General features: G+C 44.1%; 18 protein-coding genes. All 18 read left to right on the top strand.

All coding sequences use genetic code 11. The annotated features are described in order from the left end of the window. Nucleotides 1-2: 2 nt before the first annotated feature. Complete coding sequence (locus tag NST83_RS06825; RefSeq protein WP_137062101.1) at nucleotides 3-422, top strand: hypothetical protein; 420 nt, start codon at nucleotides 3-5, stop codon at nucleotides 420-422. Between the two features lie 3 nt (nucleotides 423-425). Then, nucleotides 426-812: a Low copy number virion structural protein gene (locus NST83_RS06830; protein WP_137062102.1), complete on the top strand. Its 387-nt coding sequence runs from the start codon at nucleotides 426-428 to the stop codon at nucleotides 810-812. A gap of 17 nt (nucleotides 813-829) precedes the next feature. Then, nucleotides 830-3,148: a PKD domain-containing protein gene (locus tag NST83_RS06835; RefSeq protein ID WP_342417067.1), complete on the top strand. Its 2,319-nt coding sequence runs from the start codon at nucleotides 830-832 to the stop codon at nucleotides 3,146-3,148. A gap of 40 nt (nucleotides 3,149-3,188) precedes the next feature. Beyond that, nucleotides 3,189-4,613, top strand: coding sequence for a hypothetical protein (locus tag NST83_RS06840; protein WP_137062104.1), 1,425 nt, complete (start codon nucleotides 3,189-3,191; stop codon nucleotides 4,611-4,613). Between the two features lie 37 nt (nucleotides 4,614-4,650). After that, a complete protein-coding gene (locus NST83_RS06845; protein WP_342417068.1) occupies nucleotides 4,651-6,486 on the top strand; it encodes a hypothetical protein in 1,836 nt (611 codons plus the stop codon). A gap of 30 nt (nucleotides 6,487-6,516) precedes the next feature. After that, nucleotides 6,517-10,131 carry a hypothetical protein gene (locus NST83_RS06850; protein ID WP_342417069.1) on the top strand — a complete coding sequence of 1,205 codons (3,615 nt, stop codon included), beginning with the start codon at nucleotides 6,517-6,519 and terminating at the stop codon, nucleotides 10,129-10,131. Nucleotides 10,132-10,145: 14 nt separating this feature from the next. Further along, on the top strand, nucleotides 10,146-11,231 hold the full coding sequence (locus NST83_RS06855) for a cell adhesion protein (protein WP_342417896.1): 1,086 nt from the start codon (nucleotides 10,146-10,148) through the stop codon (nucleotides 11,229-11,231). Between the two features lie 14 nt (nucleotides 11,232-11,245). Then, nucleotides 11,246-12,079, top strand: a complete 834-nt coding sequence (locus NST83_RS06860; protein ID WP_342417070.1) for a hypothetical protein — start codon at nucleotides 11,246-11,248, stop codon at nucleotides 12,077-12,079. A gap of 144 nt (nucleotides 12,080-12,223) precedes the next feature. Further along, a complete protein-coding gene (locus tag NST83_RS06865) occupies nucleotides 12,224-13,444 on the top strand; it encodes a hypothetical protein (protein ID WP_342417071.1) in 1,221 nt (406 codons plus the stop codon). A 206-nt stretch (nucleotides 13,445-13,650) separates the two neighbouring features. Beyond that, complete coding sequence (locus NST83_RS06870) at nucleotides 13,651-14,145, top strand: hypothetical protein (RefSeq protein WP_342417072.1); 495 nt, start codon at nucleotides 13,651-13,653, stop codon at nucleotides 14,143-14,145. Nucleotides 14,146-14,181: 36 nt separating this feature from the next. Next, complete coding sequence (locus NST83_RS06875) at nucleotides 14,182-14,799, top strand: hypothetical protein (RefSeq protein WP_342417073.1); 618 nt, start codon at nucleotides 14,182-14,184, stop codon at nucleotides 14,797-14,799. Beyond that, the gene (locus NST83_RS06880) at nucleotides 14,784-17,564 is read left to right on the top strand and encodes a filamentous hemagglutinin (protein WP_342417074.1); all 2,781 of its coding nucleotides are present in this window, start codon (nucleotides 14,784-14,786) and stop codon (nucleotides 17,562-17,564) included. The genes NST83_RS06875 and NST83_RS06880 overlap by 16 nt, the downstream gene beginning before the upstream one ends. Before the next feature lie 36 nt (nucleotides 17,565-17,600). Continuing rightward, nucleotides 17,601-21,590, top strand: a complete 3,990-nt coding sequence (locus NST83_RS06885; protein ID WP_342417075.1) for a DNRLRE domain-containing protein — start codon at nucleotides 17,601-17,603, stop codon at nucleotides 21,588-21,590. Nucleotides 21,591-21,701: 111 nt separating this feature from the next. Then, on the top strand, nucleotides 21,702-21,986 hold the full coding sequence (locus tag NST83_RS06890; RefSeq protein WP_342417076.1) for a hypothetical protein: 285 nt from the start codon (nucleotides 21,702-21,704) through the stop codon (nucleotides 21,984-21,986). A gap of 520 nt (nucleotides 21,987-22,506) precedes the next feature. Then, nucleotides 22,507-23,043, top strand: a complete 537-nt coding sequence (locus tag NST83_RS06895; protein WP_342417077.1) for a sigma-70 family RNA polymerase sigma factor — start codon at nucleotides 22,507-22,509, stop codon at nucleotides 23,041-23,043. A 161-nt stretch (nucleotides 23,044-23,204) separates the two neighbouring features. Then, nucleotides 23,205-23,621: a hypothetical protein gene (locus NST83_RS06900; RefSeq protein ID WP_342417078.1), complete on the top strand. Its 417-nt coding sequence runs from the start codon at nucleotides 23,205-23,207 to the stop codon at nucleotides 23,619-23,621. A 76-nt stretch (nucleotides 23,622-23,697) separates the two neighbouring features. Then, nucleotides 23,698-24,015, top strand: a complete 318-nt coding sequence (locus NST83_RS06905) for a hypothetical protein (RefSeq protein WP_342417079.1) — start codon at nucleotides 23,698-23,700, stop codon at nucleotides 24,013-24,015. A 17-nt stretch (nucleotides 24,016-24,032) separates the two neighbouring features. Then, complete coding sequence (locus NST83_RS06910; RefSeq protein WP_342417080.1) at nucleotides 24,033-24,380, top strand: hypothetical protein; 348 nt, start codon at nucleotides 24,033-24,035, stop codon at nucleotides 24,378-24,380. Nucleotides 24,381-24,409: the final 29 nt, after the last annotated feature.

A 24,409-nucleotide genomic window follows, 5' to 3' on the forward strand; every position in this document is an offset into this window, starting at 1 on the left:
CTTTGGAGAACCAGAATTTTACGAACTCTAACGAGGTATTTCCGATTATTGATCTGATTCGACGTGAAGTACGTAAGGAAAGGATACATGCGGGTCAGACGGACGACTTGTTGGAAAAAAAGGCTCAGGAGGAGCCCAATGTCATTACCATCGATGTAGCCCGTGAAATGCTTCAATATCCTGCATTGGTAACGTCAGTGCTATACACCTATGATAATGGCTTGCTGGAACGGCTAACGCTGTACCGGGATGATCTGTTGCAAGTGACCGGATTTTTTATTGAATTTGAAGCCTCCACAACCCTGAATGCAGAAATGGAGGAAGAGGCTGACATTCCATTGTTAAACGCTATACGGGGAAGCATTATTCGTGAACATGGCTTGTTCAAAAATTTGACTCTTGATTATGTAAGGGCGGTGTAGTCGTTGTCCAGTGGTGCTAATTTTGCAAGCTATATGGTAGGTGGGCGTTTGGACCCGCCTTTTATGCCAACGAAGACCCAACCGTACATTGTGGGCAATCGGATTGAATCCAGAGGAATTGGCAAGGTAGAAAGCACAATGAAAGTCAGTCATGATTGCGAGCTGCTTGCGGTAGCTGTGGGAGCATCCTTTTATGAGTCCAGCGATTATTGGAACCTGTATGTGGGGGATAAGCTGGTATGCCAACGTATCTTCACGAAGGATCTGCCTGAAGGGATGTATTTTACAGCCGTTATTCCTTGTCCGACAGGGACTGAATTTCGTTTTGAGTTTTTTAATGAAGGCGGCAGGAACAAGGATATATGGGTGAATTATCAAATGCTTCAATAGAAAGGAGGTGAAACATCATGCCAGATGATAGTCCTTGGCTGGAAATGCTCGTTAACGAGGATCAGCTATTGAGCCAAATCGTTACCCTGTGCTCTCAAAATGGATGGGATATTGTGGATGAATTTCATAAGGTCGTCTATTCGAGCCGACTGTCCAAACCCACGATTCAGCGCTTCTCTCTTCCACTCGTCAATTCCTATGTAGATATTCCCAAGCTTGCGCATAAGGGTAACTACTTTGTGTATTTGGATGGCGAGCTTATGCCTTCTTCCTATTATTCAGCAGAAGAGAAAAAGGATGACGGACAACGTATTAGCTTTGCGCCAGAGGTTTCAGGAGAGGTGGTTGTTTATTATAGCGACCTGAACGGCTCAGAGGAGTTTGAATTTGTTGTAGCCAAGCATTATATTTTGCGAAATGTATCGGGGCATCTTTTTGGCATGGCTATGCTGGGAAGTGTGAAGGAAAAGCTGCACAATACAGGCTCAAAAATCCCGTTTGCTATTCGCAGGAACCATGCCGGCTGGGGAACACAGCTGGAGCCGCAATCTGACGGTATATTCTCTTGGGCTGTCCAGAAGATCGAAGAGGACAATCTGTATGAGCGTCATACGATGTATTTTTATCAATTGGAAAAGTTCGTGAATACGAGCAGAATGATTGTAGGCTGGGAACAACCTGCTGATTTTAAAAGGCTCGCTTTGGATGTGGAGATTCAATCTTCTATGTGGGGGCTGCACGATGAGACCCAGGCGCTTCAGTTGATGATCACGCATCAATTCCCTCAATTTTACCAATCTCCTTACGTCGCTTCGCGGACACGTATTCCGCAACTGGATCGCTATGAACAGGTAGCCTCCATGAATGTGAAATTTACGAACTGGTGGCAGGACAGCAAGGTCCAGCTTAGAGGCTACGTGGATGGAAAGTCTGCCATGCTGGTTTTGCTGGCAGATACAGCACCTGCCTGGGAGCGTAATGCAGTACCTTCGATTCCGATTTATATGGGCGATTTTGATATCAAGGGCAATACCCATTCGATAATGAACGAGAGTTGCGTTTTTGAATTGAATGGCGGTGAGGAATCTCGCAAAGCAACCTTTTTCTCGGATAGTCCAATGGTTCATATCGGGTCGACGATGAAGGTATGGTTATCAGGAGAGGTGGCTGCGGAATCAAACTATATTTCTCTACGTATTGCAGGTCAGGAGCTTGTAAAGCTACGAACCACGGAAGCCCACACCCCCGTCCAGTCCAGAGATCAGGCAGAGTATCTTGGAGAGTTTTCTCTATACGGAATTGATGGTAAAAATTCATTGGATTTGGAAGTGTTCGCTTCTTCCGGAGTTAATGGTTTTAGTCCTGTTTCCGCAAGAGTCTGGGTGGAGCTTCAAATCTATACAGAAAACGCGGGTGCTACAGCCGTTCTATTCGCAGGAACTGCATTTGCAAAAGACGGTCTAAGCTTAGAGAGTGCGCTCAGTCAATCGGCCCGGTTTGACTATGATGATGCCGATCCCAAACGTCATCAGGAAGTGCTTATGCCGATGTTAAAAGAATATCCTGCTCATCCGAGTAACGGTATTGATTCTGTCATGGTCAAGAGAACAAAGTATGGTGCGCGTTATCAATCCTACTATTTTGCCTGGACTGTTCCGTCGAACAGGATGCCTCCCTTGCGGGAGGACACAACTGGAGCCAAGCACATCCGAGCCTGGAACAATAGCGATATGAGCAATGCCTATCATTATCAGTTTAATCCATCTCGATACACGGAGAAGGTACATTCTTCGAGAGCTTTATTAATCCATCCGGAAGATGGTACGCACGGAACACTACGAAATGTTATTTTACTGTCGCCCCTAACTATAATGAACGGGGATGAGCTGGAGGCCGTTGATGAATACTGCACCGATGGAGAGGGTCCTAAGCATCAGACGTATTCTTATTATCTGACAGAGGGCATATCACCATTGACCAAGCGAGCAGCGACACCTTATCGACCAGCGGGTATCGGTATTCTGAAGGCTGGAAATCTTCGAAGGCCAGAAAAACGGTTACCTATTTCGCCGCCTACGCTCGTTGTATCCCTGACTCCGTCCCATATTTCTGTCCATGCTGGGGAGGGAGTGGAATTGATGTCTTCCTATAACAAGCATTCTCCGGTATTGATCTCCAACTGGTTTGCTTCAGGTGGTGCGAATCCAGAAGGCCATACGGTGAATAACGCCCGCTTTACTTTTCATAAAGAGGGGAAGTATACCGTAACCTTTACCTTAACGAATGAGCTGGGGCAGACAGGAACGGCGACAGCGGACATTACCGTAGTTAAGTAGTAAAGAACACAATCGTAGTTCAAAGAAAGGGGAGAAACAAATGTCATTCATTGATACGACAGCAGCAGCATTTACTCCAAAAGTAACGGAAGCGGACCTACAGCCCCGTTTGGGAGAGTTGCTGGCTACCGCAGGCTGGAAAGTTGCAGCCAATTATAAAAGGGTCATCTTTGACGCCAATATTACCCATCCTTCAGATGTAGTGAGGAATTATACAAATTTCCGGATTACGGTAGCCGAGCATTTTATATATTCCAATAAGGATAATCAAAGCTTCGGTATCGCTATCGCAGGAACATGGTACCCTCGATTGGCTGATTATGTGAAGCGTCCGGATAAAGACACCTACAAGCAGTTTGGGGAATGGGCAACAAATGAATTCCGCAAATACCGACTTTCCCATACTTTATACGTGTACATGCTGGAGGATTTGAAAGGATTGAAACCGGATGGTTCGGATGTTGTACTGGCCTGGAATGATAATTCTGAGGCTGGACAGCTTCGAGCAGCGTTAGATATTGAAGTAGAGGAATCAGCCTGGAAAACAACGGCTAGCGGTCCTATGTTTACGGTGACCAAAGCAGAGGGCGCTCGTATGCAGTCTCCGATTATGCAAGCAGGTCTGCGCTACAAGCTGATGGAGTCTTATTACAACAACTCTTTTAACTACCCTGTCCAAAACACAAATTGGTGGAGTGACTCTGAAATTTCCGTGAAAGGGACTCTTTCAGACACTAATTTCTTTTTTACCATTCAGTGTGATAATGTACCAGCTCCAGAAAACAATCTGGTTCCGATCATTCCACTCTATTTTGGCAAGCTGGACCCCGTCGAGGAAGGAGATAACGTTTACGCCTTATTCGCAGGAACGGTTCCAATCAGGGATACGGTGAATGGAGTCGCTACGTATGACTTTGACGATACCACCACCAGACAACCTCATATTATGCCTTTATTAAAATCATATCCCAACTTTCCAGCTAATGGTCTGGATAATATCATGGTTAATCGCGCCAAGCTGGGTGCGAGATATCAAGCCCATTATCTTTCCTGGAATTCGCCACCTAATCTCATGCCGCCAGCTAGAACCTCTGTTGACGGTAAGAAAGATTACCCGCGAGCCTGGAATCATGCCGAAAATCCTTTGTACAAATACACTTTCAATCCTTCTCGATACAGTGGGAAGGTGCATACTTCCAAAGTATACGTTATTCATCCCGAGGAGGGTGTGCGGGGCACGTTAAAAGATGCGATCTCCTTAGCTGCCTTTTCGTTTAATGCCAACAAATTAAGAGTCAAGCGGGCCAACTGTCCTGATGAATTTGATGTATACCGTTACTTCTTGATAGAGGGAATTTCCCCACTGACCAAAAAACCGGGTACTCAATTCAGATCCGCGGGCATCGGCTTGTATGTGAACACTGTAGATGATGAAGGAAATGAAATAAAACCAACTACCCTGTAGTGTAGCTTGGAAAATCTAATCGTAGAGGTGATTGATTGTGTCGTGGTTTGATGGAGATGCTACTTTTCAACTGTTTCCGCAGGAATTGGAGAAACAATTCAATGCTCATGGCTGGAACACGTTTATTAAATACCGGGCCGTAACCGGGAACCCTAGAAATACGGCGACCAAATTCGCTGACGTTCGATTGTTCAGATCCACAGGCAGTGACGGTCAGATACGTAATTTCGGCATGGCTTTTGGTTACGGTGGAACGGTCAAACAGCCGGGAGAGATGGACTTTATCTCACAAAACTCCATGCTTGGAGAGGCACAGCGGGTACAAGGTAGTGACACGCAATTGCAGGTCGTCGTACGTCCTGTAGAGGCGGACTCGGAGATGCTGTATAAGAATGGCGTATTCGTTCAGAAGACAGAATATACCTTTGAACCTTACAGTGGCGTGTTTAAGCTAAATAAAGCTGCACTGGCAAGCGATCAATTTACCGTATCCTATGCACCTGCTGCTAATGCTCCAAGTCTGCCCAAACGTTTATTTTTCTTTACCTTCGATGATGTACGCTCGGAAAAAATTGTAGAAGCTGTAAATAACGGAGTAAGGGTAGGCGATCCTGAATCCCTTCTTCCTGACGGAAATGGAACTCGTCGAGAGTTTAAAATACCTGCTGACACGACCATCAAGGCAGGAAGCGTCCGGTTATATATTAACCAGGTAGAGGTTTCTCCTACCGATTTTACAGTTGACTACGATACCAATACGATTAAAATCCCAACCACGGTTAAGGCACCGGACGCCGGTAGTGAGCTTCACGCTTCTTATATCAGGGTGTTGGCGGGTACGGGAACAGAAATGATTAATTTCGGGGATGTGACTACCCGGAACTTTGACCCGGATTCCGGAGCAAGCTTAATGGACGCTGTATACTCCTGCATATACTATATCTATCCTTCGTTGCCTACAGCGTTGTCCTTTACTTCACTGGATAATTATACTCGCGGCTGGCAGCGTGATTCCAGCATCTATTATTGGGGGAACTTCAACAAAGACCGCATTGTCATGTTTCTGCGTCCTGACCCTACCTCGGGTCCTGAGAACACATACTTTGCACCACTTTACATTGGCAAAATGACCACGCTGGGCAAATCGCCAAGAAAAAATCACGTGCTGATTTCCGGATGCCGGGAAAAGGACGAAGTGAAATGGAAAAAGGATATGAAGCTGGGTGCCACCTACGTAGACTATGGACTGAATACCTCGAACGGTAACAGCTCTGTACAGCTTCAACAGTCTATTGGCGGAACGTATTACCAGCAGCATTATCTCGCTTTTATTACACATGACAAGCAGGTGGACGCGGGTGAGTCCCGGTTCAATCCTTCGGTCTACAGCGGAAAATACCATATTTCTCCTATGTATGTGGTTCATCCCAATGACGGCTTTGTCGGTAAGCTGGATGAGTGCTATGCTGTTCATCCGAAAAATATCTCTCAGCTCGATGAGCTGGAGGTCGTAGAAACGACAGATCATGAAATTCTGGGCACAGGTAATGGGAAAAATAAGGTGTTCCATTTATCTCATCAGCCTTCATTAAAAGATGATGGTACACCCTTCAATCTGGTGATCAAAGTCAATTGTGTCGAGGCCAAATTCGGCACGGATTACACATTGGATCTGGAAACCAAGCAAATCATGTTCCTGGACGGTAAAGCACCGAAGGCGGATGAAGAGGTTCTGGCCACCTATGAGTACAAACAGATTTACCGTTATACCTTGGCGGATACACCTGTGAGTCCGTTTACACTGGCTACCATCAGTCCATTCGCTCCAATCGGCTTGGGTATTCTGAAGGAAACGCTTGTTAAGAACAGTTAACCTACAGGGTTAAAGGAGGTCGGCGGTGACATGCTGGACGGTAAAAAATCTTACCTGATCAGTATCACCGCCCTTTTTTCTAAAAAGGGCTATGAACTGGCATTTGGTACAGACATGATCTTGGATACACAGCGGGAAACGCGTTACCATCTGTCTGCTCCTGTGAATAGTACGTACCGAACGCTGAGGCAGGATACGTTAAAGAATGCATCCAAAGCTCCATATTCCGCTACAAGTTTATTCGGGAGAGATTGGAGAGAGGCAGCGATTGCTGGTGAATTCGAGGGTCAAGCCGTGGAAGCCGTTCACTCGACCATTGTATCTTACTTATCAGATATTCACAGGCATTTTAAAGGAGAACTCAGACAGAAAGCGCAGCAGCCTTCACGTTCTACAGCGTCAGATGCGCGTTGGAAAATGGGTAGCCAGATCCATTCCATGGAACATGCAGATTCTATACAGCAGGGATACAGGCAGGAGTCCATTCAGGCTGATTCTATTTTTAATGCGGTGCAGGAAGAAGACGCAGTTTTTGAAATAAGGCAGCAGGTAGAGGCTTCAAGTGATGCTTATGAATCCGGGAGGGCTTTCTCTATCTATGAGGGACTTCTTGATGCAGGTTCTGGATCTGAGCAGCGTCAGGGTGATGGATTTCCCTCTTCTGAATCTGCAATTCACGGAGAAACGGTGAAGCAGGGAGATACCGCTACACAACAGACGGTTATTCACCAGATATTTCAGGATCGAGAAGTAGTGGTAGAACAGCAAAACGCGGCAGAAAGCCTTGCGATGGAAACTTTCTTCCAGCCAGCAAGTGAGGCGTTGCGCTATCGAACCGATATCCGGGATGTTCTGATTGATACATCAGAGTCTAGTGTGAAGGAACAGATGTTGGATTCGGACGAAATCAACGATTTAACAAAAGCCCGGAAGCTTGAACAGGTAGTCGGGACGATTCCCGATGATTTGCGAGAGACAGAGGCTAGAGCCAAGAATGATAATGCCCCTGTAGAAGCTCGTATGGAAAAGTCTGACAAAAGTGAGGATGCCATCATAGATTGGCAGGTGTCTGTCAATCAGCGCCAATATAAGGATTCCACCGACGAACATAGCACTGCTGTATCGATACGTTCTGGCACTGGTACAGAACATGAACGAATGGACTCAGCAGAGTTGAGTCATGACAAGCCCATGATGATCCATGAGTCTGCAACAAGTAATCGTATATATCTTCAAGAGGCTACAGAGTCTCAAGACATACTGAATGCGGAGCCTGGCATATTTTCTATTCAACCGGAGAACACTTCGTCCATTACAGCAGACCCAACGATGGGATCGATCACCGAGCGACCCGAGATGGGCAGGATGTCTAAAGGAATCCATCCTGTATATGGGGAGCACACGACAGAAATGGTCGAAGCGGGAATGGAAAATGTCCTGCCAGAGGGCTTGCAGCACGTTGATGTACCAGCTTCACCAAGCTCGATTGAAAGTGTAGTTCATCGAATGCAGGAGACTTCGAACGGCGGTTCACTTGAGGGGGTTCAAGGTCATCCGATGGTAGGTAGCATGGAATTCGCTGATGGCACAATAGGTGTAGAGACAGAAACAGTTACAAATGGTCTCGTATCCTCAGGTCAGGACGGTTTGAACGAGCCTGCGAGCGTGGCTAGCTACAATAATGAACAAGTCTACCCTACCAGTCTAAATCAGTATAGAGCAGCTTCTCCATATGATGACTCTAAAGCTCAGCCAGTGGAGCAGAGCAGTACAGCTTATATTCATGCTTCCACAGATGCTGACAATGAACAATTGAGTTCAGCATTATCTGAACATCACGCGACGTTAGACGAGCCTCAGCGTGGTGAGCGGATATATGTCAGTGAAGAAGCAGAGTTGGACGACCTTAGTTCTGCGGATTTTAATCCATTGGAGTTGGAGGCGCAGTCTGGAGAGTTACTTGCAGCTGACGTTCTGATAGAAAAGATTGCGGAATCTCCTGAAATCAGCAAAATGGCTCGAATGCTCCAAATTATGTACGGTGAGCAAGCAATGGAGCTGATTGAAGCAGGTATTGAAAATATTGTGGCAGAGGCTGTGAAGGAAGGCACAACGCAGACTTCGGTTGCTCTAATTACTGATAGCGTCATTCATCAGTTGGAAACATCATTGGCTGGTGGTTCGTTGGAAGCTATCCAGATTCGTTCCGATCAAGCTAATATCGAGCATACCAAAGGGACGCTACAAACAAGTGCCGAGCAGGGCAGCAAGTCTTCCACTGAAGAGGGACAGCTTACGAATTCCGAATCCGGTAACTCTTTCTCTTCCAAGGAAGGTGCGTATCATGTGATGGGACATGCAGAAAGACACATGTCTACCGAAGCTGAAATCCAGGCATTGGGCAAGGCACTTATTAGCTCGGATCGTGCGAATGTCATGATACAGGACATAGAAGCAGGCAGAACCTTCTCCAGTACTACAGGTGTCACAGATTCCATGGAACAGGGCACCATGATCCAATCGTTTACGGAAGGTGAATATAGTCATTTGGAAAAGGCAGCCATGAGCACTGGAAACTTTGATACAACGGTGTCAGGACCACTCGAAAGCGCACAGTATATTGGAGAAATGGAAGCGGAGAAAGTCGCACTGATTCCGTCGGAGCGGATAAGTATAGAGAGCCTGGAGGCGGAGAAAGTCGCGCTGGTTCCGTCAGATCGAATAAGCGTAGAAAGTTTGGAGGCAGAGAAAGTTACGCTGGTTCCATCGGAACGTGTAAGCATCGTGAGCGTGGAAGCCGATCTGCATGAGGTCAAAGCTGGCGAGCTTTTAGAACAGATGAAGGAAGCTGACGCTACTTCATTGGAGCATGCTTTGGTCTATCCGGATATTCAAGCAGGTGTTTTCACTAGCGGCACTTGTGCAAACAGTCAAGACAATAATCAGGTCTCTGATGCTGTTCTCGTTGACGGAGAGCAAGCAGCCTCTATGGAATCCGTTCAGGAGACGATTACAGGTGAGATCGATCAGGCGAACAGCATCATGAGGACGAATGATGCTGTGATCGAGCAGGTGCATGGACAAGGTAACAATGTTGAAAATGTACTTGAAGCCCTATGGGTTCACGTGGAAGGCTCTAGTGGTGAGAAGCAGACCTACACCAGTGTCAGAGACGATCATGAAACAGCCACGCTAGGAGATATCAGCAGAATCATGGATATTCAGAAGCTGGAACAAGGCCAACCCAACGAACAAACGTTGGAAGCAGTGGCGCCTGCTCATACCGATGCAGAGCCTATTTTAAAAATTGAAGAAACCGACCTGCATGCTATATCTGAAGGAACTCGCAAGAAGAAGGTCATGTCTACCAATATTGAGGATGAACACCAACAAGCTAGCAGAGAGAAAAAGCTAATAAAGACACAGATTACAGATGCAGAAGCTGGTACACGTTTGAAAAAAAAAGCTACTGTTCGTATCGAAGCTCCAGAGTCGGCCAAGCGGCATAAAACCTTAAAGACGATGATTGAGACTCCATCCGAAGCTACGAATCAATCGGTACCAGGCATGCCTAAACGAAAAATATGGATGATTATGGGCAAGATTGCTTCTTGGAACATCTGGAACTGGAAGAAGACAAGGTAGGTGATAGAAATCTCATGGGGATTTACAAGAAATGGAGTGGATTGATTTTTGATGACGCGTTCCAAAGTGGAGAAATCCATTCCCGCTACCAATTATCTCCGACAACGGCTTGTACCCTGGATACAGGCTTGCAGCAGTTAATCATGTCCCACACAGAACCGGAAACTATGCTTTTGTTTGATGCACCCAAGGATGAGCCTACTCTGCTGTTAGAAGTTACTGCTGACTATGTTCCTATTGCATACGGTGACGAAGGGGGAATTGTCATCTGGCAGGATGGCTACCATCGGCTGGAATTCCTGGAGAGTAAGGATACGACAACCCGGGAGTATAGCCGATGGCGGGCAGAGAAGAAGGGGAATCGATGGACCTTTTATGCTGATCGCGGATTGGGGTGGGAGCTATTTGACTCGGCTGATCTGGAGGCTGAAAAAATAGGTATCCTCTTAAAAAATCCACAGCGTGATGAATATGAAAAACTTGGTTTAGACAGGCTTGTGTTATGTAAAAGCAACAAAATAACAATGGGAAATTTGCCGGAGGGCTATTCCGTGTTTTTATGCGATCCCCACGGATATGCTATTGCTTCCTCTAAAGTAGAGCCCACGTGGACAGGGGTTCATCTGGAGCTTCCGACGATGCCTTTTAGCGGAATGCTGAGGGTTTATGATGAAAACGGAGTTCTTTTATCGAGCCTTGGGGCAATGGATATGTACGGTGGGGATCTGTATCTGTATGGTACCGATCTTCGTGTGCTGTGGAAGGATAAAGAGCTTAGTCTAAGCGGCGAAACTTACCTGGGCACGATGTATGACAATACCATTCAGGTGCAGATGGAGCTATATAATCCCTCAAAAAATAAGAAGGCCGAGCAAATCTCGATGGGTATCCTGAAATATCTGGAGGAATTTGGTTATGAATGGGCGGACTTGAGTCATGATGATGGATCAGATCATCCTCAAGGGGATTATATGCAGCGACTCCCTATGGGGACTCTCCCCCCCGACGGCAAGATGAAATTCTGGATGAAGATAGAGCGCAAAAATGAGCACTTTGGCATCAAGCCTCTTCATTTTATTTTGGATATTACTCATATATAAGGAGGTGTTGGATTTTGGCTGGTACGAAGATGACGTTGCGCAGATATGGAAATGAACTAATCTATTGGAACGAGCAGGAGATTATTGTGGATCAGGCCTACCTGGACAAGCATAAAGACTTGTACATCCGTCTGACACATCCTTATATATTGGGTACAAAGATGCTGGACGTATATCTAAATGGGCAGCATTTGCTGGTTCAGGGTGGATATGAGGAAGTGGACGAAAAAACCATTCGTCTCGATTTGGGTACTTATCCGCTGGAGCATCCCTTGGCAGGAGAGCATATTCCTCTCGTAATTGGTGATGAAATATACATTCGTACCTGGAAGCCTGAGTATCGTCAAGGGAGTGGAAGCGGTATTGATGATCTCAGGTTCAAAAGGCTGGAGGAAGAGATTGTCTCGGCTCGTAAATATACGGAACGTGATGTTGAGTTTCACCGTCTGGATGACAGGCTGGATTATATTCAAGAGCGGGCAGAGGTCAAAACGATGGTATTCGTGCTGGATCGGATTCCGCTGGGTCCCTGTAAATATGAAATGAGATTCCCCTTCGAAGGTAAGATCAGGGAAATATATGCTTCTTGCGGAGTGTACGGGACGAGTAAAAGTGAGTTTTCCATTGAAAAATGTTCACAGCTCGACTATGAAACATTGCCAAACTGGACTAATATTTTCAGCCGCAACCTGACCATTCATGCAGGTGAGAAATCTAGTAATACGAGCAACTTACCCTATGTTCTGTCCGATCCTATGATTCATAAAAATGATCATTTTCGTATTTACACTCATGTGGCAGGCGAAGGCTTAAGAGGCTTGACACTAGAAATTGTCGTTACGATATAAAATGGAAAATAAGATAAAAAATTGATGGTTTACAACAAAAAATGACTACAATATCGGATAAGAAGGCATCAAGCAAACTTATATTGCATTTGTAACAAAACATAAAAGAGGATTTTGCAAAATCCCGACAAGGAGAGGTATGTTATGGCAGAAACAAGAGGTATTGCGAGATTTCGTGGTGAGCAGTTGAACAACAAGCTGTTACGGAATCAACATTTTGACGAAGCGAACAAGATTGCAGAGAAGTACATTGACCTCCAGTTTCATAATCACCGTGAAATTTTGGAAGACACCAAGATTGATGTATTTGTACAGGTAAACGGAAAAGCGGTTGCCGGCAGCACACAGCTGGATGTATCGGGCGATATCGGTACAAGAACCGTCTCGACCGGAGACAGAGTGGAAGGTGTTGTGCTGACCGAGAAGGTGCAGCTTCGCGCCGCTGGCACAGACAGCCCCATCGGAGACAGCGATTCTGACGTGGTATACGGTCGTCTTGAAGAAAGTAAAGGCAGCTACCTTCTGAAATTTTATAGTGTAGAAGGGGGGAAAGAGCAGCCTTATACATTTGATGCAAAAGCAGGCAAAATTGATTATCGTTTCGTGATTCGCACGAATTTGTCTGTCATTCCTTCGGATGCGATCATTCAAGGCGGTAGCGGATTCGTGGAAGGTGCCACCGATGCGAAGGCCTATATGAACCTGATTCAATTGATGAAGGATGTATATGGTCCGACGGGTACGCTGGACAATGACGGTAATTCGAATCTGATAGTTTCAATTCAAGACCAGATTAGCCAGGAGGTACAAGATCGCCAAGATGCGGATCAGGCGATTCGGGATCAGTTGGCTTCTGCTACAGGCGCACAACTGATCGGGGTTGCAACAGATTCGAACTATAGCGGAGTGACTTTACAGCTGGCTCTCAGCAATTTAGCGAAGCGCTTGAAATCTTCTGAGGATTTAATGAATGGAATTAATGACCGAGATGTAGATTCCGCAAACGGGTATTTCAAGGCAGGGGCTTTTGGTCATGCGGAAGGCCGTATTCTTGATTTGGAGAAGGCTGCAGATGCTGTGTTCAAAGCATTAAGTGTGAAAGTGGGCACGATCGAAGCGGCGGACGAAGAAGAGGTATTTGAAGCAGTTGGGGGAGAGACAGAATACACTCTAAAAAAAGGAAAAGCCAAAGACAAAACGGTACGTTTGGCCATTAATGGGCAGCTCCAAACACCAGGCATTAACTTTACCTATATCAAGGATGCCAGCGGATTGATTACAGGCTTTAGCTTTACGCCGGATACGTTGAAGGTTGTCGAAGATGTACCGGATGTGTTGTTCATTCAGTATAAAAAGGCTGAATAAGTAATAGCAGCACCCCTTAGAAGCGTTGAACGAGTGTGTGCTCATTCGGAGTAGCTAAGGGGTGTATTTATGTCCTCTAAAGAAATTTGTAGGTTTTATTTCCTCGGAATGTTAGTTTTTTATACTAGTTACTTATATTGAGTATGCCATGAAGAACGTGGCGAAGGGTTTTATTTTATCTTTTCTAAAATGAAGGAGGAAAAAACATGCCAGCACCAGCAGTATCATGGCTTAAAACAGACAACGTAACAACATTGTCAAAATGGGAGATCGGGACGATTGACGCAGGATCTTCTTCTCCAGCTCTGGGTGTACTTATTTGGAACAACCGGGGGAATGTAAATAACGATTTTTCGACAATGACCAATTGTACCATTACAACTAAGGATAGCTCAGGTGGAGATAATGGTGAGCTGGTCCTGAATACATGGATTCAGGTACGTGTAGATAGTATGGGGGAATCCAGCTTTACTTCCATTGGCGGGACAGCGACGAAGGTCATTCAGGCGGGGGGGAATACGGTCAATTCCAAGGGAACCTTTTCGCCGGGAAACAAGGAAATTTTGGGGGTTATCAACGATGGCTCTGTAGGTAATTCCAAAGGCAACTACACACAAGTGACACTACAAGCAAGCGTTCCGGCTACGGCCACGGCGGGTAATGTCAACTTTTTGACACGTGTGGCCTATCAATACGTCTAACAACTGATATCCAATACAATGGGAGGAAGAATATCTATGTTTGCACAATGTAACGGATATTCTCCTGTGTCACAGGATTTTATTTGGCTGGGTGAGTACACGGACGGTACTCACCTTTCTGAGTATGATTTTGTCACTCAGGCAGAAAACAGCTTTTACGCCATTCAAAGAGAAAAATTGGTCCGTTTTGGTATGGTTGGGCATGGTCAAACCTTTTTCTTTGAAAGTGACGGTATTTTCAAATTAGCTGGCAGGATGGTGGAGCTGGTATATTCAACGCCGGACAAAGACTATACCCTGACGGGTAATGTGTTTCAATCCTACAGAGACATTATTGCATATAAGGATGCGGAGGCATCTGGATTACCCAACTACAGTCCTGCTGCGGCTGGGGAAAAAGGCTTAATGAGCAGTACGATTACCCAATTTAATTTTGGATATAAGGCGGCACTTCTGATTGACCATGTTGAATTTCATGTCAAAGCGATCTGTAAGATTCCATTCAATGCACCCGTTCATATGGCATTGAGACTCGTATCTAATACGGAACTGAATGGTAAATTACGGGTCAAAGTAAACGGCTTGGTTACACAGGAATTCAGTGCTCCATTAAAACCCGATATCGGAGGTGAATTGAATTGGCTGGTTCAGTAATACGTAATTATACGATTGAAGTGGATAACATCAATAAAAAGTCAGTGTTCAGTATATATCCTTATCCTGTAGAAGTGCTCACTCCAAATGGCTGGGAAAATATCCAGGAAGAATTTGAAGAGCTTCAGGAAAAAAAGCTGGATGGCAATGTTACATTAACATCTGACGAAGAGCAGATATATAAAGAATATAAGCAATTGGCTGATTCCTTTTACGAAAATAAAATAGCTTCCACGATTATTTTGGATACCGTCGATCCGGCGGGAATTGACATCGTGGGTAGAGATCGGGTGAAGCATGTATTGGATGCGGAAACCCGTGAACAGATTCCGTTTGGTCGTGAATTCGCTTATGTCCATGGAGCCTCTAACCTGAGCGGAACGATTATTTTACCCTATGATGATTATTCGGATGTATACGTAGTCAGTGATGCGGATGAAGACGGTGTTGCCGAGCTGACCTATGTGAAGACGAAGGAAGAGACGGACGGCGTAAGGCCCTATTACGAGAAGGTAGAGGGTCAAACCTATATTTATGTGGATCATTTTTCCGGTGGTGGTGGTACGCAAGCAGATCCTTACATTGTTTCTACCGAACAGGATTTGGATGATGTACGGAAAAAGCCTGGGGCCTGGTATATGCAGGATAGGGATATTGTCATGGGCAGCTTTCAGAGTGGAGAGGGGTTTACACCGATAGGTGATGATACTAACCCTCTTAGGTTTACAGGTGTTTATGATGGGAATGGTTACACTATAAAAAGCTTATTTATGAACCAGGATAGAAATTTTGTTGGCTTATTTGGTTATACCAGGTCTGCAACAATACGTAATTTAAGATTGATTGATCCTAGCATCACTAACAAAAAGGGGTATGCTGGAGCTTTAATAGGTTATGGATTTAATACTTCAGTATATAATTGTAATGTTATTTCAGGAATAATAGAAGGTCAGGGTGGGTATGTTGGTGGATTAATAGGTTATCTGAATCAGGATGCCCGCACTTACCAAGGAAGCTCAATCATTAATTATTCATATAATTATAAGTGTAACGTTCGATCAGCAGGCAATATTGCAGGAGGGTTCATTGGAAATGTAAATTATTACAGCGGCAGTATCTCAATTGCATATTGTTACTCTACCGGTAAGGTTGAGGATATCACATTAGCTCGGGAAAGAAGCAATATTGGGGGCTTTATAGGCAGTAATAATACTTCTGCAATCACAAATTGTTACTGGGATATAGAAACCTCTGGAATTCCAACCAGTGCAGCAGGTGTTGGCAAATCCACATCCGAATTAAAGGTTGCATCCACATTTGAAAACTGGGATTTTGCAAATTATTGGTATATGAGTCAGGATTACAATGGAGGATATCCTGAGCATCGACAGTTTATTCAATATCAGAACGGAACAGGAAAAAAAGAGGATCCTTTCATTATCCTGACGGAGTTTGATCTTTCTCAAATGCGTTGGTTCCGCAATGAATATTATTTCAAATTCGAAGATGATATCAAGATGACACAATTCCAGGCGAATGACGGATTTTATCCCATTGGCTATAATCTTGTGGGTAAAGAATCGTATTTTAAAGGATATGTTGATGGTGGGGGGCGCTGCGTTGCTAACTTATTCATCTATCGTCCCAATGATTCATTTGTAAGTCTGTTTGGCTACATGATGGGTGGATGGATCAAAAATCTGGATATCATTGATTGTAATATTACAGGCAGCAGTTATACGTCAGCATTAGCAGGTCAGGTTTCCAAAGCTACCATTAGCAATTGCCATGTCGATACATTTTCTTATTGCAAAGTTACAAGTAAAGGAAGTCATGGAGCCGGCTTGGTAGGACAGGTAACTACGGATGGAATCATAGAGGATTGTAGTGTAAATGCAACTGTTGCAGGAGTAGACTACACCGGAGTGTTTGCAGGCTATTTAACAGGTAATGGGATTATACGCAGATGCTATGCTTCTGGTAAAGGTGAGAGTACTGGAAATTACCTGGGAGGATTTTTAGGTTATGGTACCGGTTCCTCTGTAGTGGAGGATTGCTACACCATTGCAGAGTTAAATGGAGTAACGGTAGGTGGATTTGGTGGCAATACTGCTACCCTCACGATAAAACGGTGTCTCGCGTTAGGTAAGGCATTTGCTTCATCCGCTTTGAATGGATTTATTTATACAGGTAGTGGAGTCTTTTCAGATAATTACTTTGATAAGGAATTGTATAAGAATGCTTCCAGCACAGGAGGATCCGGCCTGACTACCCGTGAAATGAAGTACAGGGGAACCTACTCCAATACGGCTTGGAATTTTGACGACATATGGATCATGGATCCTAAATATAATGACGGTTATCCAGCTTTAAGGAAGCTCTTACCTCTTGATCTGCCGTTGCTGGGCTTCCGTAATGAATTTGGTAAATACTATACGGATAATGCAGGAGAGCGGCTGCGTTACCTGGAGTTTGGCACATTAGTCGCAAGCCAAACCTCTTCCCCCAAACCAGTATGGTTGCAAAATAATGCTGATTTCCCGGTGAATCAACTCAAAACATGGGTGGATAGTGCGACAGTAGCTAAAGGGATGGAAATTGACTTAAGTATGTCGGATACCCCATTTTTGCCTGCTCAGGAATTAGCTTTTAACGGCACATTGGCCAGGGGGAGCGCGGAAAAGCTCTATGTAAGAATCAAGTCGGATATTGCAGTGAAGACGGGCGGAACGTTTGATCTAAGGGCGAAGGCAAGCCCCATGTAATGATGTTCCAATACAATGGAATAGGGCGTGATGTTCATGTTTAGTAAGAGAGGATTAATCCTTTCCCTTCACGCTTCCCTTGCCGATCAAGGTTTGGAGGTTGGCTCCAACTCAAAACCCACTTCGCAATGGCATGATTTGAGTGGTAAAGGAAATCACGGCATACTGGAAGGCTTCCATTTTACGAAAGATGATGGTTGGGGAGGCAGTAACACCCTCGCCGATCCCTATGCCCTGTTTTTTAACGGGACGAGCCATTATATCCGATGTACAGGAGCGGATACCTCTAGGCCTGTCGCCAGTGTTACCTTTGAAGTGTGGATATATTATATCGGGGGCAACGTTGTTTTGTCTTCCGGGGGATGGTTGAACGATACCCAGGGCATTTTGGTCATGTTTAACCCTGTGGGGGAATTGGAGCTTCAGGTTGCGACCCATACGAGAAAAGCATATGCCAACTTAGGGAAGTTACCCAGAAACAAATGGTATCATATTGTTGGCGCATATGACGAAATTACAGGCAATCTATCTACCTTTCTGAATGGGGCTCCTCAAGGAAGTGTGCAAGCTGAAGCCACTGAACATATCAAACAGCCAGATGGACTTTTTATTGGTAAACACAGTACAGAGGCTAGTCAGTGGTTTCGTGGATATATTCCTGTTGTACGGATGTACAATGCTGCGCTAACGATGGATGAAATCGTTGCAAACTATATGGCTGGCTACCTTTTGGGGATAAGTCATTCGGACATGCAGATTCATGCAAGAGTGCCGGAAAGGCTGAATCTTACTGCATCCTTGCAAGTGGGAATTAGCGGGGAAGTTCAAGGAAAGCAGGCCATTATTCCTACCGACATGTCTGACATGTCTTCACATATAACCGTTAAAAAGCCTAGTCATATAGTGAGCAATATGCATATTAATACTCATGTTTCTGTAAAAGCGCACTATGCGACTCGCCCTGCGGATCATGATGATGTACAGAGTACTATTGAAGTTAAAGTAGCGGATCATCTTGCAGCCGTGCTGGGGGTTAATGCATCAGGGAAAGCAGCAGTTAAGGCTCGCTACAGTATCCTGCCTGCGATTAATAGTGATGTCCAAGGTAGGTTGGCAGTTAAGGTATTCGATCATCTCACTGCCGTGCTGAGTGTTAGTTCATCAGCTATAGCAGTAGTCACATACAATGTGAAGCGGCTCACGCCAAGTGATTTGCATTCCAGCCTGAATGTTGTGCAACAGGGATTACCTTCCCGTATATCGGTTCAAGCAAGTACTACCTTAGCCGCCCAATACGATATTCATGCTGCTCAGGAGCAAAACCTCAAAGCTGCAATAGAGGTCAAAAAGTCTAATGATATCGTCAGCAGCTTAAAGGTAAACACTCAGGCAAACAGCAATGGAAGATATCAGGTGCGGGGGATCGAGCTTGCTAACCTTAGCTCCAGCCTGCAAGTTAAATCTATTCAACAAATATATTCATTATTGTCTGTACGAGCCCATACTCGCCTGGGCGTGAAATATGGTATAGAGTCTCTTGGAGCCGAAGACTTAACCTCCTTCCTGACGGTACCAAGAATATCTGAACTACACAGTAGCATTCTGGTAGGTATCCATACCCGATTAATGGGGTATTACCATATTCGTAAAAGTCATGCCATAGAGCTTTATTCCAGTCTGGAAATAAAGAAAACGGTGAATCTACCTTCATCTTTATCTATTGCATCCTTTACCCAGTCTACCGGCAGATACCGGATAACTTCTCGGAGTTATGATGATCTTCCATCTGCAATGACGGTTCGGGAAGTTTCGAATATGGCTTCATCCATAGGAGTTGCACCCTATACATGGATGAAAGGCAGATATGATGTTATCGAGCCTCCGACATACACGACGATTATGTATTCTAATAAAGATGCTTTTGTTCGTGAGTCTCAGCCCAGATTAAACTATGGCGTTGAGGAACAAATGTATGTTGGATATTCTGCCTCGGCTCAGGAGAGATACAGATCTTATGTTGGTTTTGATCTGGATACTGCTTCTATTCCCAAGAAAAATACAACGATTAAATCTGCCGAGCTCAAAGTGTATTTCGATGGTCGCAACGTACCCCAGAAGGGGATACAGCTCATTGAAGCATCCAGGGAATGGACAGAATACGGAGTTACATGGCAAAATCAACCGTTTCCGTTTGGCTTTAGCAGCCCCAATTCAACCTATGACGGTATAAACATCGTTCAAGATGTAGGTGGAGATTCAGGGTACATTTCATTCGATGTGACCGATTCCATTCGTGCATGGTATGAAGGAAAAAGGCCGAATTTTGGATATATCTTTAAAGCTCTGGATGAATTTGAAAATGGAAGTATCCGTTTTTTTACCAAGGAGCAAAAATCGTACCGTCCTATATTAGACATTACCTACTATGATACTCGTATCTATAGCTTGGGCAGGAACAGTATCGAAGGTGGCCTTACCTCTCGTGTAAGTAAGGTATCTGATCTTGCAGCTTCGTTTCGTATTAAACAGTCTCATGGGGCAGCGGTTTGGAAGGGGAGCTTGTTTGTCCATAACCAAAGGGAGATCCTGGCCGATATTACAGTGACGGTACCTAACTTAACCAGTAAGATGTCCGTACGGCGCAAGGATAATCATTCTTTGGAAGCTCAGCTTGTTATTGCTGTTGCACGTGAGAATTCAATGGACAGTACCCTATGGGTGAATAGGAAAATAGTACCTTCGAATATGTATGTCTTTTACAGGGAGAACCTTGCTTCCGAACTGAGCGTTACCCGCTGGGCAGCTCCGTTTCCCGAGCTTCCAGCAATGATTCTTATCAATCGTAAGGAAACGCTTGGGTCGTTCCGTGTAAGAAGGACAGAGCACCAGGATATCTCCTCCGGTGTGGAACTGAATATCCCTAATATATTAGGGAGCATAACCGTTTTTCAGGGAGCAGTAAAGAAAAGCTCTATTTCAGTCCGTAGATCTCGTGAAGCGGATTTGATGGTGGAGGGGCGTATACTTGATAGGCAAGATATGCCTGCGGATATGAATATCCACAATCCTGATTTTTACGGCTGGCTTCAAATTGTGTTTAGTAATCAGCTCATATCCGGTTTGTCTGTAAGAGCCCAAGCGTATTCCAGGCTATCTTCAACGTTCACAATACCGCATTATACTTCTTTGAGATCAAGTATAGCGGTCTGGCCGAAAAAAGATGTGCCTTCAAGTCTCACTGTACTTTCAGGGAATTTATGGGCCTCCATATCCATTCCGTACCATAAAAGAATGGATATGCAGTCACGAATTACAGTGCGGGCTAAGCTCGTTTCTGATCTGGAAATTGCAGTAGGAGTAAGATCCGGCAATCTGGGCTCTAACTTAAAGGTTCGAGTGGACAGCCATACGGATCAGTCTTCTCATCTGCGAATCAGACGTAGTCATTTGGACTCTGTCTCAAGTGAGCTTTACGTAAAAACTTGGGAGAAATCTGAACTTAAAGGCAGCGTCAGTGCACGGAAAAGCCGTGAATCTGATAGATGGTCTCGAATCTCTGTGCGAATTTCCGATCAGCAGGATTGGGATACCGAACTATCGATTCGTGTTATGAAACACCATGATCTGAATGCTGAAGTGGGGATTAGGCGGGACGCAGCGTATGATAAATTTGGTTACGTTACCGTTCGACATTCCAAGCAAACCGAGCTTCCATCAGATTTGGGGATTCGTGAGCATAGTCACATCACAGGCTATCTAACTGTGAAAAGGACAGCACAAATAAGCTTGCGAAGCGAAATGAGTGTGTGGGAGAAATCCATTATCACTGGTTCAGTGGTGGTCAGACAGTATCGACAAAATGATCTTCATGGTTCCATGGACATTTGGAAAAGATCTATATTAACAGGTCATATTTCGGTATGGCAGAAATCATTACTACCTGGGGCTATACAGGTTCAGGTGTATGATGAGATGGCTTCCAGCATAGATGTGGCTACAGAATACGGATACTGCTTTATCATGTAAACCTAACCCCTGCTATTCGTAGCAGGGGTTAAATTTTACTGATTTTTACTTATATTGAACCTGTCGGGAAGAAAATAGACAAAAGGCAGGTGATGTGGGCTGGACATAAATGTGATAACCGCAGTTATAGGAGTCATCGGTACAGCCATATCAGGAGTCATCGGCTACGCCAGCGGTCGTAGCAATAATAAGGTCACGGATCGAGAGCTATTGTCAAAAGATGAGCAGGCTTTCCGGGTTACCCTAATGGATGCATTGTCAAGTCATAAGGAGGAAATCCATAGGTTAAGTGAAGAGGTAGCTGTACTTCAAGCTGAAAATTTAAGTTTGCTCGCAGAAAACAGATCCTTGAATGCAAAGGTAGAGGCATTGGTATCCAGACTTGAAGGTGGATAGGAAATAGATTTATAGGGAGAGCGAACGGCCTTTTGATATGAAGTACTAGTGGAGGCTATCGAGCAACTTCGACAGTCTCCAAAAGAATGTTGAAATAGGACTTAAGAAACATATTGGAATTGATTCAAAAGGCTTGATTTTAAAGATGTATACACAAAAAAATGGAACAACATAACCAGATGAAAATAACATCAATCAATGTTAGGAATTGACAAGGTTATATATACCTATTAGAATGGGAACATAGGTTCGTATTTTTGAAAAAGTGTAGATAAATTGCAACTCTTCTAATAGATATGACGACTATTAGAGTAGAATCCTATAAATTATATATTTAATTAGGTAAATGGAACTGATTCAAATGTATTACGTATTAAAAAAAGAGTAGGGTAAGATAAAGAAAAAAGTGGAAACTAATTGTCGAAATCGGAAAGGAGTTGTGTTACAAGTTTTAAGGAGGGAACGGAGTGAACTGGAACCTATTGAATTAAAATAAACTATTTAAAATAGGAGAACCGCGATGATAACGACAAATGTTAGCTCATTTAACCCAGATACCTTAAATCATATTTTTAACTTTATACTTCGTGGTGTTAACGAGGAGGATCGGGAAGATGTGAAACAGGATTCAATCGTTCAAATTCTGACAGCAATCCACAAAGGCAATATAAAAAAGGATATATCTACTTTTTCACATACGGTTATCAAACGTTCTGTGGTTGACTATTATCGTAAAAAAAAACGTAAAATTACACAGTTCAGTACAACCGTTAACTTTTGCGATGGCACAGATGAAGAAGGCTCAATGGCCAATTATTACTCGGTTCAAGTGAATGATTACGGGTTTAAATTAGCAGACGTGAAAGTAGACTATTTAAGCAACCGTAACAGGTTCACAAAACAGGAGCAACGAATCATAAATTTCATGCTATTCACTGAAGAAGGAATGGATATGAAACCTGCAGAAATTGCCCATTATCTTGATATTCATAAATCCCATGCTTGTCGAGCCGTGAAAAAACTAAGAGATCTCTATAAAAATGAGATTGACAAATAAACATTCTGATATACCACTATCAGAACAAAACCAAAAGGAAATAGAAAGGCACTACGCACTGCCCCTTACTATACATTTTTAGTATACATATCTGGCCGAGGCATTGCAAGTGAATGATTCTGAAAATTTAATGAAAATTGTTAAAAAGGGAGGTAGTTTACATGCTGAGTCGCTATATAGTTGGTGGAAGATTAGATCCACCTTTCTATCCTACCAAAACAAGGCCGTGCATAGCAAGTCGCAGGGTTGATTTAGATGGTTTAAGAACTTTAGAGGGTAAAAGGGCGGTAACGGACACTTTTAAGATATCTAATGATCTGGAGTTTTTCGCTATTTCCATAAAGGCGGATGTTATTACCCCTGCCGATTACTGGTCCTTAGTGGTAGATGAAAATGTAATTGTTAACCACGTATATTGTAAAGATTATAGTGAAGGTCTCTATTTTCAGGTAGCTCATCCTGTAAAGGGCGGGCGAGATTTTTGTTTTGAATTTTACACGGAGAGCGCTGACCGCAAAAGAATAGAAGTATCCTATTATTTTTTGACAGACCCGAAGGTTACCCTTCGTCTAATATAACGAACCAAAAGCTATGATCCTAATTCTCTACCTGACCGAGTTTCAGGAACAGCACCTAGGGAGGAGGTTATAGAACATGATCGGTTATATGAATAAATGCCCCCACTGTGGGGCGGATTCTTCTTTTGTTCCTGAAGAGATGGAATGCGATCAATCCCTTGTTCTTTGGTGTAAGCACTGTGGGGATTATATCAATCAGACCCTAACAATGGAGTCCCTGAGGAAGTGGTGGGCCAGATACGACGCAGGGGAAGACACATGTAAGCCGCCTGTGAGCAAAGGCATGCTGCTTATGTTTGAAAAGCTGGAACAAACGTTGGCAGCAGAACCTGACTGTAACCTGAATCGGGTCGAAATACATCTCAAGGATTTTACTGACTATCGCTATAAATAAACTTTGGAGGAAATGATATGAACTATATGAACAACCACATGTATGAGCAAGATGGGGAAGATTCTGATTCAGTAGAATTTATACAAATTATTAGCAAAATTCAGAGGGTTGTCAAAGAGAATAAGGAGCTTAAAAGGAAAAATCATCATCTGATTTCCCAAAATAGACAACTTGCGGCCCGTAATCAATTGCTCGAATTGCAAATGAATGAATATATGTCTTTGGTCCAGGAAATGGAGCAGCAGTTCCTGGACCAGCATGAGTATGTGTTGGATTCGATGCAAGCTAATCAAACGCGTTCAAAGAATTTTTTATACTTGGATGATTCCGGCGATATGTATCGTATTAACTATTCGGATAAATAAATTCTAAAAAGGTAGACCGACTACTAGAG

Source organism: Paenibacillus sp. FSL R10-2782 (genome assembly GCF_038592985.1).
Lineage (GTDB): Bacteria > Bacillota > Bacilli > Paenibacillales > Paenibacillaceae > Paenibacillus > Paenibacillus terrae_C.